Genomic DNA, 12,157 nt, shown 5'->3' with positions numbered 1-12,157 from the left:
TTTCTATAACATATAAGGCCCGCCATCAACCATGGAGTGGGACGATGGAGCTGAAATTCGAGGTGTCGACGCGGGTCGGCAAGCCGGTCCACGAGGTGTTCGAGGCGGTCGCCGATCCGGCCAAGCTGTCCCAGTATTTCACCACCGGCGGCGCGGTCGGGCGGCTGGAGACGGGGGCCACGGTCCAGTGGGACTTCGCCGATTTCCCCGGTGCCTTTCCGGTCGAGGTGATCGAGGTCGTGCAGGACGAAAGGATCGTCCTGCGCTGGTCGGCCAAGGCGGCCGACGAAGGCAAGACCACCGTCACCATGACGTTCAGGCCGCTGGACGATGACCGGCGGACCCTGGTGACCATCGCCGAGGAACGCTGGCAGGAAACGCCCGAAGGTCTGAAGGCGTCCTATGGCAACTGCATGGGCTGGACCCAGATGCTGTCGGCGCTCAAGGCGCACGTCGAATATGGCATCAACCTGCGCAGCGGGGCCTATGCCTGACCGGCCAGGGCAGCCACCACGTCCTCGACCCGCTTCCTGATATCGGGCACGGCGATGGTCTCCCAGAAGGCGGCGCGGGCCGGCGGGCCGAGGACATAAAGCCGGGGGTCGGGATCGCCGGCAGCATCGAGCACCCGACCGTACGGGTCGAGATCGAGCCCCAGGCGGAGCGGATCCAGTCGCGCGCGGCCTGAAACCAGCAGTGGGGCGGTCAGGGGATCGGCGTCGGGCGCGTGGCCCGGCCCCGTGCAGTCGATCAGCCAGCGGGCGTTCAGCGCCGGGCGTGCGCGGCCGTCCCGTGGGGTCCAGGTCACGCCTACGCCCTCGCCATCGGCCGCGATCTCGCGAACCCGCCCGGCGACGACATCCAGACGGCCGCTCCCGCGCAGACCGTCGATGACGGCGGTGATGGCGGGTGCCACCCGATGGCGATGGACATCCCACCAGGGCCGCAGATGGCGGACCATCCGGCCGCGTGTCCGAAGGTCGGCCTGCACCCATAGATCGGCAGTCAGGGGGCGCAGGCCCTCCATCACCTCGCGCCAACTGCCCTCAGCGGACAGGCGGCGAGCCTCTGCCAGCCGGCTGGACAGGGTGGAGGTCAGGAGCAAAGGCGTCGGCGACACGGGGCTGTCCGGGCGCAGGGCATGGCCCCGGGGCAGCAGCCCGCGACGAGACAGGGCCGTCGCACGACCGGTCCATCCGCCGGCGTCCAGGCTCAGCAGGACATCGACCATCGTCAGGCCCGTGCCGATCAGGAGGATGTCGTCGGCCATCCCGATCCGGCCGAGCGCACCCCTGTCCCAGGGATCGCGGATGACGGCGCTCGACGGATCGGCGGCGCTCGCGGTGCACGGGGCAGGATTGCCGGTGGTCAGGACGACGGCGTCGGCGGCAAGGGTCTGGCCGTCCTGCAGGCGAAGGCCGGCAGGATCGATGGCTGCGACTGCTCCGATCACCTTTCGGATTAAACCGGGCCGGGCGGCTTCGACCGAGGCCAGGCGGGACTGGACGTAGAGGCCGAACAGACGGCGCGGCGCGAAACCGTCGGGGTCCGACATAGACGGATGGTTCACGGTCAGCCATTCGACGAAATCGTCCGGTCGGTCGGCCAGGGCGCTCATCCGTCCCGAGCGAACATTCAGCAGATGCCCGTCGAACGGCGTCGAATAGGCGACCCCCAGCCCGAAATCGGCCGTCCGGTTGATCAGGGTCGACGACATGCCTCGCTCGGCCAGCCGCGCCGCCAGCATGGCCCCCGAGAACCCCCCGCCGACGATGGCCACGCTGTCGATCGGTCCGGTCACTGAGCCTCCCGCACAATCACCGGGTTCTGAACCGGTGCGGCGACACGGTCAAACCGGGGTCGAATCGTGCGCTCAGTCGCGCAGTCGCGTCCCGCCGTCGTTGATCTTGCAGGCGTATTCTGTCTGGGGCCGATCCAGCTGTCGTCCGACGTCCGCCGGGGTCAGTATGCCCCCGCGCGCGGTGCAGCTTTGCTCCAGCTGAGCCAGTTCGGCGGCATAGCTGTTCGGTCGGCCGGTGCTTGCGCAGGCCGAGGCGGCGAGTGCGAGGGACAGGGCGAGCGCGGCCTGGGGAACGGACTTGGTCATCGACGGTCTCCGGATTTTCGTCGCTGGCCATGATGCGCCTCAAACGTCGGCGCGAAAAGCGTTCGTTGGCGGAGGCCGTGCGGCCACCTGTCCGTTCACGCAGCGCCGATGACCATACCCCGCCGTTCGCGAACCCCGAGCGGGCATCGCCGCAAACGCGCTGGCAGCCATCGGTCGGTTCTCCGAGGGTCGGTCGTCGAAGGGCCGGTGGTCGGACCTTCCAGCCGAGGATACCCGCCATGCTCCGCACCGCCTCCATGATCGTCGCCGTAATGCTGTCCGCCGCTCCCGCCCTTGCCGTCGAACCCGGCGCTGAGGCTTCGGTCAGCCTGACCTTCGAGACCGGTGCCGAGACCGGCGCGGTGATGGTCGCCCTGTATGACGAAGCGACCTATGGCGGGGGCCAGCCCGTCCGCGCCGCCCGCATCGATGTCGCCGCTGGCGAGCACTCGGTCACCTTCGATGGCCTGTCGGCCGGGGATTACGGGGTGAAGGCCTTCCACGACGTGAACGGCAATGGCCGCATGGACACCAATCCCTTCGGCATGCCGACCGAGCCCTTCGCCTTCTCGAACAACGCGGTCGGCAACATGGGTCCGGCGGGTTGGGACCGCGCGCACTTCGCCGTGGCCGGCGCGACGGCCCAGACGATCAGCATTCGCTGAAGCCTAGGGGGGCTACCGCTCGCGACGCGGTCGCTCGCTGCTTGAGCCCGGATTGTTCCAACACTTTCAAATGAGACGCGCCATGACCCTCTCCCGCCGCCATGTCCTGATGGGTGCCGCCGCCCTGTCCGCCGCCGTCGCCACGCCAGAGATGGTGCGCGCCGCGATCGCCCAGGACGTCGCCGCCCCCTGGGCCTTGGCGACCGCCGATCTGGAGGGCGACATCACGCCGCGCGCCATGCGGCTGGTCCATGGCCGGGCACCGGCGGGGCTGGGGGGGACCCTGTTCCGCAATGGTCCGGGCAAGTTCCGCAGGCCGGGCGGATCGGCCACCCACTGGTTCGACGGCGACGGCCTTATGCGGTCGTTCACGCTCGCCGAAGGGAGCGCGACCCTGGCGGCCCGGTTCGCAGACACGCCCAAGCGCCGAACCGAGACCGAGCTGGACGCCGTCGTCACGCCGGGCTTCGGCACTCCCGGCGATGCGCGCGCCCGGATCGGGTCCAACGACGACGCCAATGCCGCCAACACCGCCGTCATGGTCACCGGCGACAAGGTGTGGGCGCTGTGGGAGGGCGGCGCGCCCCTGGCGATGGACGCCGCGACCCTGGCCACGGAAGACTTCGTGACCTTGCGTTCGGATCTGAAGGGAATGCCGTTCCAGGCCCATCCTCGGTTCGCGCCGGACGGCACGATCTGGAACGTCGGCACCAATGGCGAGCAGGCCATCGTCTGGCACCTGAACCGCGACGGCAGTCTGATCGACGCCCAGGTCGTGACCCTGCCGCGCGCCAGCTATCTGCATGACTTCACGGCGACGGAGCGGTCGCTGATCTTCGTGCTGCAGCCCTGGGTGTTCGACCATCGCAGCATGCCCTTTCTGACCCAGTTCGCCTGGAAGCCTGAGCTGGGCACCCAGATCCTGGTGGTCGACAAGGCTGACCTGACCCGGACCCGACTGTTCGAGCTGGAGACCTTCTCCTTCTTCCACCTGGGCGATGCCTGGGAAGAGGCGGACGGCACCATCCGTTTCGACGTCGCGGCCAATGTCGACAATACCTTCGCCATCGAGGGCGCGCGGATCCTGGTCGCCGGACGCGGCACGGTCCCCGGTCGGCCCAGCGTGCTGAAGCTGATCACCCTGTACGCCGACGGCCGCGCCGAGATGGCGTCGTCGGGAATGGCGGCAGAGTTTCCCAAGGGCGATCCGCGCCGCGCCGGCCTCGCCCGCGACCTGACCGTCCATGTCGCCGGCGAACGCGGCGGTCGACCGCTTCCCAATGGACTGGCGATCCAGGACTGGAAGACCGGTCGCAGCCACGGCTTCAACTTCGACGACACCCAGATCATGGAAGAGGCCGTGTTCGTGCCCAAGCCCGGCACCACCGCCGAGCGCGACGCCTGGCTGGTCGCGCCATCCATCAATCTGGCCGAAGGCGTGACCGAACTGCACGTCTTCGACGTGGCGCGGGTCGCGGACGGGCCGGTCGCGACGTGGCGGGCCGACGTGGCCCTGCCTGCCGGATTTCACGGGGCGTGGCGAGCCTAGTACCAGCCCGCCTCCCGCAAGGCCCGCGCATAGCGGCGGCTGACCGGCGCGGTAAGTCCGCCGTCTAGCGTCAAAGTCGCGCGGCCGTCGCCCCGGGATATGTCGCGCACGGCATCCCGCGCGACCCACCAGCTGCGGTGGGTCTGGGACCCTTCCAGCCCCTCCAGCTCCTCCAGCGCATCGGACAGGCGCATCAGGATCAGGTCGGAGCCCCGATCGGTGTGGATGCGCAGATAGTGGTCCTCGGCCTGGACCGCGCGGATGGCGGCACCCCGCAGCTTCATCGGCAGGCGGTCGGGAAAGCGGGCGGGGGCGGTGCCGGTCGGGGCGGCGTGGGTCTGGATCGGCTGGGCCTTGCCCAGGAAGACGTTGATCGCGCTCATCACCGCTGTGATCGTCAGCACCGGCCCGACCATCAGGGGCAGGGACGACAGCGGATAGACCCGGCCCTCGAACACCAGACCGGTCGCGAACCACACCAGCAGCGAGACCGGGCCGGTGATGGCGGCGGTCAGCGCCGCGACCGTCAGCCAGGGCCGCTCGTCCATGTCGATCCACCGATCGACGATGCGCGAACAGACGTGCCCCCACGACGCCCCCGCCAGCATCACGGGCACCCAGTAGGCCAGCCTCAGCCACAGCGGCACCTCGACCGTGCCGAACGCGCCGGTCAAGGCCAGCACCACCCCCGCGATGGAGGCGACGCCCAGGCCGCGCGCCAGACCTGTGTTCAGCGGACGAACCGGACGCGGCGCGGTCGGTGTGGGGATAGCGGTCATGGCTGGACGGACGGCTCCGGCGAGTGGCATCAGGGGTCGGGGCGTTCCCGGATCACCAAAAGGCGTTTCGATGAGGTTGGCAATCGCGGCGATCGTCACGGCCCTGGCGACGCTGGCCCTGGCGAGCCCGGCCCTGGCGTCCGATTTGACGCTGGACATCACCTCGCGCGGCACGGGCGGCTCGATCGCCGTCGCCGTCTATCGCGACGCAGCCTCCTTCCGCCGTGGCGAGGGGCCGGTCGCGACGCGCACCGTGCCGCGCACAGGCGCGGTCACCTCGGTCGTCGTGCCGGGACTGGCACCCGGGCGCTATGCGGTGGCGGCGTTTCACGACACGGACGGAAACGGCGATCTGACCCTGTGGCCCATCGGTGTGCCGAGGGAGGCCTATGGCTTCTCCAACGATGCACGCGGACGGTTCGGACCCCCACCCTTCGACGCCGCCTCGATCGAGGTGACGGCCCGGGGCGCGCGAACGGCCTTCACCGTGCGGTAGGAGGCGTCCGTTCGCGAAGGCGGCGCGGTCGGCGGCGAAGTGGCCCTGGGCGGCCGGGGCGCGCGCATGGACGATGGCTCGAACCCACAAGGACCGTCGCCATGACCCACGTGATCCCGACCCAGAGCCCCCTTCGCCAGACCCTGACGTTGGCACCACCCCTGATCGGCGCGGCCGTTCTGGGATGGTTCCTGTTCATCGTTGCGCCGGGCTGGGGACTGCCCGTCCGCCTTCATGCGCCCGACTGGTCCCTGCTGGCCGGTCAGGCCCTCGTGCTTCAGGTCCATATCGCGGCAGCCGCGATCGCGCTGGTGATCGGGGTGGTCCTGCTGGCGGGCATCAAGGGCACCACCCTGCACCGAACCCTGGGCTGGACCTGGGCGATCGCGATGGCGACCGTGGCCATCAGCTCGATCTTCATCCGCAACATCAACGACGGCGCATTCTCGTTGATCCACCTGTTCACCGGCTGGACCATCATCATCCTGCCGATGGCGCTCTACGCCGCCCGGACCCACGACATCGCCGCGCACCGGGCGCGGATGACCGGCCTGTTCGTAGGGGCGCTGCTGATCGCGGGGATGTTCACCTTCTTTCCCGGCCGACTGATGTGGCGGGTCTTTCTGGGTTAGCAACCGGCCGCTCTCAAGCAGCGCCCTGCGCGTTTTGGCAAACCGCCCGAAACCCGGCGGCGGCGAACCGGACCATGTAGTCGCAAGCCGTTTCCAAATCGCCCGACCGGCACAGCCCGTCCGACAGCCGGTCCAGCCGCCCCGTCTCGCCCAGAGTCAGGGTCAGGGCCCCCGACAGATTGTGCCAGGCCCAGTACAGATCGACCTCCCGGGCCTCCGGCAGCAGGGTGCGGATCAGCTCGATCAGACGGCGGATCGCCGGATCGAAATAGCGCGCCATGGTCTCGCCCCCAAACGTCGGGTTTGCATTGGTTTGCGCCACCAGGGCCGCATAGTGCTTCCAGCCCGGCCCGCCCTTCAACGACCACTGGAACGGCGGATCCAGGAAGGCCCTCAACAGGCCCTCCAGCGTCATGGACCCGGCGTTGGCCAGGGCATAGCGGTCGATCGCGGCGACGCGCTCGTCGTTCCAGACCTCGGCCCGGCGCAGGAAGACCGCGTCGAACAGGCCCCGCTTGGCCCCGAAATAATAGTGGACCAGGGCGGTATCCACGCCCGCCTCGCGCGCCACCTCGCGGATGGTGACCCCATAGAAGCCGTGTTTGGAAAACAGATCCTCGGCCGCGTCCAGAATGGCCTCACGGGTATCGCCGCCTTCGGCCTGAGCTCTCACCTTGGGCGGTCGGCCGCGTCTGGCGGGAGCCGCAGCCGACGGAGATGGAAGGTCAAGCTTGGTCATCGAAGCCAGCTAGCCATGAGGACCGCGTCGGTGCAACGGCGCCACAGCCACCTGCCGACTTTACGCTCGGGAAGCGGAGCCGTTTGACACCCGTGTCAATCGGCGTCAGTTTCCCGAAAATCATCGAACGCTGAATAAAGCGTCGAACGGCTGGAAACGAACAACAGGATGGGGTTTCGCATGAACAAGGTCATGAAGAGCGTGCTGCTGGCTGGCGCAGCATGGAGCGCCGCCTCGTCGATGGCGATGGCGCAGGACGCGCAGAGCGGCGAACCGTCGGCCGTCGACGACATCGTCGTCACCGCCCGCCGCACCGAGGAATCGGTCCAGACGGTGCCTCTGGCCATCTCGGCCTTCTCCGGTGAATCGCTGGAGCGTCGCGGCGCAACGGGCGTGCTGGACCTTCAGGGCTCGGTGCCCAACCTGAACATCGTCCAGGGCCGGGGATCGTCAAACGCGACCAACATCTACATTCGCGGCATCGGTCAGCCTGACGCGCTTCAGACCTTCGATCCGGCCGTCGGCGTCTATGTCGATGATGTCTACTACAGCCGTATCCGCGGGACCCAGTTCGACCTGCTAGACCTGGAGCGGGTCGAGGTCCTGCGCGGACCGCAGGGGACGCTGTACGGCAAGAACACCATCGGTGGCGCGCTGAAGCTGGTGTCGCGTCGTCCCGGCCAGGACTGGCGGGCGCGCGGTTCCGTCGCCTATGGCGATTACAACATGATCGACGTCCAGGGCGCGGTGTCCGGCCCGATCACCGACCAGCTGGCGTTCGGCCTGTCGGCCCTGCGCTCCACCCGCGACGGCTATGTCACCAACCCGGTGACCGGCGCGGAATACAACGACAAGGATACGACGGCCGTGCGCGGCACCCTGGCCTGGGATCCGGCCGACAATCTGCGCATCGACATCATCGCCGACTATTCGCATGACGACGCGGGTCTGACGGTGGGTCAGGCGACCAACAGCCTTGTCGGCTCCAGCGGCCAGACGATCGTCGCGGTGCCGTCGCCCCTGCCGGAATATAACTTCCAGACCGTGGTCGATCCGGACCTGCCGAACTCCACCCGCCTGGAATCGCGCGGCATTTCCGCCAACATCGCCTGGGACCTCAGCGACAGCCTGACACTGCGGTCGATCACCGCCTATCGCAAGCTGAACACCGACGATTACATCGACTTCGACGCCACGCCCCGCGAGGTCACCTCGGCCCTGGTCGCCGTCGATCAGGATCAGGTGAGCCAGGAGCTGCAGCTGACCTACGACTCCGGCCCGATCAACGCGGTCGGCGGCCTGTATTACCTGAAGGAGAACGTCGATTCCCATCAGGAGGCCTATGCCGACGATCTGCTCGGGGCCCTGTTCCTGAACTCCGGCTTCCTGCGCACGGTCGACGACAGCCTGGAGACGACCTCCAAGGCCGCCTATGGCAACCTGACCTATTCGGTCACCGACCAGCTGCGTCTGTCCGCCGGCGTCCGCTACACGGAAGAGGAAAAGGACTATGTCCGCACGACCTCGACCTTCTTCAGCGCCCTGCCGGCCTTCAACGCGACCTTCCCGTTCCGGCCGCCGGTGGCGAAATACGACGACACGTCGATCATGCTGTCGGCCGACTATCAGATCACGCCGGACGTGCTGGCCTATGCCCGCTTCGCCCAGGGCTTCAAGTCGGGCGGCTACAACGGTCGCGCCAACTCGGCCGCCGAGGCGACCGAGTATTCGCCGGAAACCGCCGACAGCTACGAGATCGGCGTTAAGACCACCTCATGGGACGGCCGCCTGCGCCTGAACGGCACGGTCTTCCAGACCAACTATCAGGACTTCCAGGCCCGCGTGTCGGGGCTGGATACCGATCCGATCACCAACCTGCCGGTCGCGGTCCTGTCGGTGATCAACGCCGGCGAACTGAAGATCAACGGCGCCGAGCTGGAAATGATCGCCCAGCCCTATCCCGCCTTCACCATGGATGCCCAGGTCGGCCTGCTGAACGCGGAATACGACACCTTCCGCGACAGCCGCTTCACCGCCTTCAACGGCAGCCGCGCCTTCCAGACCCCGGCCTTCTCGCCGAAATGGACGGTCCGCTATGGGATGCAGTACGTCTGGGATCTGGATGGCGGCTCCAACCTGACCTTCGGCGGCGCGGTCCGATACCGCTCCTCGATGGCGCTGGCGGTCGACAACACGCCGGTGAACTCCGACGTCAAGCTGCCCGGCGTGTTCCAGGACGGCTATCTGCTCTATGACGCCCGCGTCGTCTGGAACGACCCGAGCGATCGCTATTCCATCGGGGTCTACGGCCAGAACCTTACCGACGAGGTCTACAAGACCGACGCCCAGGAGTTCTCGTCCGTGGGCGGCATCCGCACCGCCTACTACGGCGCGCCCCAGACCGTGATGGTCAAGGCCACCGTGCGCTACTAGAGACGCTGATGCTCCCCGGGCGGCCCATTGCGGCCCGGACGAGAGGATGAAACTGGGGCGGCGGTTCGATCGGGCCGCCGCCCTTTTTCTTTTGCAGCCTTGATCCGGACGGCTACGGTCCCGGCCAAGGAACGATGAGTCCGCGAGGATACACAGACATGAGCCCCAACGACGTCCTGGCCACGCCCGCCCCGCTGGAGCGGCCGGCCTATCGCTTCTACGTCCTCGGGCTTCTGATGGTGGTCTACACCTTCAACTTCATCGACAGGCAGGTGCTGGCCATCCTGGCCCCCTACATCCAGGCCGAGATGAAGTTCACCGACAGCCAGCTGGGGCTGCTGGGCGGGCCGGCCTTCGCGGTCGTCTATTCCACTCTGGCCCTGCCGATCGCGTGGCTGGCCGACCGGGTCAGCCGCACGTCGATCATCGCCACGTCGCTGGCCATCTGGTCCGGCTTCACCGCCCTGTGCGGCATGGCCACGGGTTTCACCTTCCTGTTCGGGGCACGCATGGGCGTCGGCGTCGGCGAGGCCGGAGGCGTGGCACCGTCCTATTCCCTGGTCGCCGACTATTTCCCGAAGTCGCAGCGCGCACGGGCCTTGGCGGTCTATTCGTTCGGGGTCTCGATCGGCACGGCGCTGGGCTATCTGTTCGGCGGGCTGATCGCGGCCGCCATAGACTGGCGCGCGGCCTTCATCGTCATCGGGATCGCGGGCGTGATCCTTGCCCCGCTGCTGAAGCTGACGGTCAAGGACCCGGTGAGGGGTCGCTACGACCGGGCGACGCCCGTTGCCGACGCCTCCGGCTTCGTGACGCCGCTGGCCCCCATTAAGGCCGCCTCCTTCGGCGAGGTCTGGGCCATCCTGCTGAAGAAACCCAGTTTCTGGTTCCTCGGTTTCGGGGCGGCCTGTTCGTCGGTCTATGGCTATGGTGCCGCCTTCTGGTTGCCCAGCTTCTTCCAGCGGTCGCTGGGCATGGAGGGGGCCGAGCGCGCCTGGTATATGGCGGGCATCTCGTTCATCGGCGGCACGGCCGGCATCTGGCTGGGCGGCTGGCTGGCCGACAAGCTGGGCAAGGGCGTGAAAAAGGCGACCTATCCGCTGGTTCCCGCCGTCGGCTTCATCATCGCCGTGCCGTTGTTCTTCATCGCCATGAACACACCCGACAAGTGGACGGCGTTCGCGCTCTTCCTGGTACCGCAAGCCCTGGCCCTGGCCTGGTTGGGACCGCTGACCACAGCGGTCCAGCACCTGGTGCCTGCTCACATGCGCTCCACGGCCTCGGCCAGCTTCCTCTTGATCAACAACCTGGTCGGCATCGGGTTGGGCATTTATCTCTTGGGCGCGGTGTCGGACTATCTGACGCCCCGCTTCGCCGAGGAGGCGCTGCGATATTCGCTGTATGTCGGGCAGTGGTTCTATGCGCTGGCGGCCATCCTGCTGTTCATCTCGGCCCGGACGCTGCGACGCGACTGGGTGGATTGAGGCTTCGCACGGTTGCACCTGCGAAGGGCCAGCGCCTATAAGCGCCCCACCTTTCGCGCAGCTCCCGGCGGTCTCCCCATGAACATCCACGAATATCAGGCCAAGCAGGTCCTGAAGGGCTTTGGCGCGCCGGTCGCCGAGGGCGTCGCCATCACCTCCGCCGACCAGGCCGAGGCGGCCGCCCGTCAGCTGCCCGGGCCGCTTTATGTCGTGAAGTCCCAGATCCACGCCGGCGGGCGCGGCAAGGGCAAGTTCAAGGAACTGGGTCCCGACGCCAAGGGCGGCGTGCGCCTGGCCTTCTCCATCGAGGACGTGGTCAAGAACGCCAGGGAAATGCTGGGCAACACGCTGGTCACCGCCCAGACCGGTGAGGCCGGCAAGCAGGTCAACCGCCTGTACATCGAGGACGGGGCCGACATCGAGCGCGAGCTGTACTGCTCGCTGCTGGTCGACCGTGCCCATGGCCGCATCGCCTATGTCGTCTCGACCGAAGGCGGCATGGACATCGAGGCCGTCGCCCACGATACGCCCGAGAAGATCCAGACCATCGTCATCGACCCGGAAACCGGCGTGACCGACGCCGATATCGCCGCCATCAACGCCGCCTACGGCCTCTCCGGCGCGGCCGCCGAGGACGGCAAGAGCCTGTTCCCCATCCTGTACAAGGCCTTCGTCGAGAAGGACATGGACATGCTGGAGGTGAACCCCCTGATCGTCATGAAGGACGGCCACCTGCGCGTCCTGGACGCCAAGGTCAGCTTCGACGGCAACGCCCTGTTCCGCCATGACGACATGAAGGAACTGCGCGACGAGACCGAGGAAGACGCCAAGGAGATCGAGGCGTCCAAATGGGACCTCGCCTATGTCTCGCTGGACGGCAACATCGGATGCATGGTCAACGGAGCGGGCCTGGCCATGGCGACGATGGACATCATCAAGCTGTACGGCAAGGAGCCCGCCAACTTCTGCGACGTCGGCGGCGGCGCCGGCAAGGACAAGGTCGCGGCGGCCTTCAAGATCATCACCGCCGACCCCAACGTCCAGGGCATCCTGGTCAACATCTTCGGCGGCATCATGAAGTGCGACGTCATCGCCGAGGGCGTGGTCGCGGCCGTGAAGGAAGTGGGCCTGAAAGTGCCGCTGGTCGTTCGCCTGGAAGGCACCAACGCCGAACTGGGCAAGAAAATCCTGAACGAGAGCGGCCTGACCATCCAGGCCGCCGACGACCTCGACGACGCCGCCCAGAAGATCGTCGCGGCGGTCGGCTGAGCTT

12 protein-coding genes are annotated in these 12,157 nt (G+C 67.6%); 8 read left to right on the top strand and 4 right to left on the bottom strand.

Annotated features, from left to right (window positions below):
- Nucleotides 1–44: 44 nt before the first annotated feature.
- Nucleotides 45–494, top strand: coding sequence for an SRPBCC family protein (locus AC1DW4_RS06860; protein ID WP_477016505.1), 450 nt, complete (start codon nucleotides 45–47; stop codon nucleotides 492–494).
- On the opposite strand, the gene AC1DW4_RS06855 is transcribed toward AC1DW4_RS06860, so the two are convergent.
- Nucleotides 485–1,801: an FAD/NAD(P)-binding protein gene (locus tag AC1DW4_RS06855; RefSeq protein WP_477016504.1), complete on the bottom strand. Its 1,317-nt coding sequence runs from the start codon at nucleotides 1,799–1,801 to the stop codon at nucleotides 485–487. The two genes, AC1DW4_RS06860 and AC1DW4_RS06855, sit on opposite strands and share 10 nt — an antisense overlap.
- Nucleotides 1,802–1,873: 72 nt before the next feature.
- Nucleotides 1,874–2,107 (bottom strand): hypothetical protein, encoded by a 234-nt coding sequence (locus tag AC1DW4_RS06850; RefSeq protein WP_477016503.1) that lies wholly within the window; start codon nucleotides 2,105–2,107, stop codon nucleotides 1,874–1,876.
- A gap of 239 nt (nucleotides 2,108–2,346) precedes the next feature.
- Here AC1DW4_RS06850 and AC1DW4_RS06845 point away from each other — a divergent pair, with 239 nt between their 5' ends.
- Together AC1DW4_RS06845 and AC1DW4_RS06840 are read left to right on the top strand one after the other, a co-directional pair.
- Nucleotides 2,347–2,772 carry a DUF2141 domain-containing protein gene (locus AC1DW4_RS06845; protein ID WP_477016502.1) on the top strand — a complete coding sequence of 142 codons (426 nt, stop codon included), beginning with the start codon at nucleotides 2,347–2,349 and terminating at the stop codon, nucleotides 2,770–2,772.
- 82 nt (nucleotides 2,773–2,854) lie between these two features.
- Entirely contained in the window at nucleotides 2,855–4,321 is a 1,467-nt protein-coding gene (locus AC1DW4_RS06840) for a carotenoid oxygenase family protein (protein ID WP_477016501.1), read from the top strand.
- Here the strand turns inward: AC1DW4_RS06840 and AC1DW4_RS06835 are convergent.
- Nucleotides 4,318–5,100, bottom strand: a complete 783-nt coding sequence (locus AC1DW4_RS06835; RefSeq protein ID WP_477016500.1) for a LytTR family DNA-binding domain-containing protein — start codon at nucleotides 5,098–5,100, stop codon at nucleotides 4,318–4,320. The two genes, AC1DW4_RS06840 and AC1DW4_RS06835, sit on opposite strands and share 4 nt — an antisense overlap.
- A 70-nt stretch (nucleotides 5,101–5,170) precedes the next feature.
- On the opposite strand from AC1DW4_RS06835, the gene AC1DW4_RS06830 reads away from it, so the two are divergent.
- Complete coding sequence (locus AC1DW4_RS06830; RefSeq protein WP_477016499.1) at nucleotides 5,171–5,596, top strand: DUF2141 domain-containing protein; 426 nt, start codon at nucleotides 5,171–5,173, stop codon at nucleotides 5,594–5,596.
- Nucleotides 5,597–5,697: 101 nt separating this feature from the next.
- Nucleotides 5,698–6,228 (top strand): DUF2306 domain-containing protein, encoded by a 531-nt coding sequence (locus AC1DW4_RS06825; RefSeq protein WP_477016498.1) that lies wholly within the window; start codon nucleotides 5,698–5,700, stop codon nucleotides 6,226–6,228.
- 13 nt (nucleotides 6,229–6,241) lie between these two features.
- Here AC1DW4_RS06825 and AC1DW4_RS06820 read toward each other — a convergent pair whose 3' ends face one another.
- A complete protein-coding gene (locus AC1DW4_RS06820) occupies nucleotides 6,242–6,967 on the bottom strand; it encodes a TetR/AcrR family transcriptional regulator (protein ID WP_477016497.1) in 726 nt (241 codons plus the stop codon).
- 180 nt (nucleotides 6,968–7,147) lie between these two features.
- Between AC1DW4_RS06820 and AC1DW4_RS06815 the strand changes: the two genes are divergently transcribed.
- From AC1DW4_RS06815 to sucC, 3 genes are all read left to right on the top strand, one after another.
- Entirely contained in the window at nucleotides 7,148–9,400 is a 2,253-nt protein-coding gene (locus AC1DW4_RS06815; protein ID WP_477016496.1) for a TonB-dependent receptor, read from the top strand.
- A gap of 158 nt (nucleotides 9,401–9,558) precedes the next feature.
- Nucleotides 9,559–10,884 carry a spinster family MFS transporter gene (locus AC1DW4_RS06810; protein WP_477016495.1) on the top strand — a complete coding sequence of 442 codons (1,326 nt, stop codon included), beginning with the start codon at nucleotides 9,559–9,561 and terminating at the stop codon, nucleotides 10,882–10,884.
- A 78-nt stretch (nucleotides 10,885–10,962) separates the two neighbouring features.
- The gene (gene sucC / locus AC1DW4_RS06805; RefSeq protein WP_477016494.1) at nucleotides 10,963–12,153 is read left to right on the top strand and encodes an ADP-forming succinate--CoA ligase subunit beta; all 1,191 of its coding nucleotides are present in this window, start codon (nucleotides 10,963–10,965) and stop codon (nucleotides 12,151–12,153) included.
- Nucleotides 12,154–12,157 lie beyond the last annotated feature (4 nt).

Source organism: Brevundimonas sp. P2_A6, from assembly GCF_056404975.1.
The sequence above is the reverse complement of the archived record's forward strand: the minus strand, read 5'-3'. Positions and strand labels throughout refer to the sequence as shown.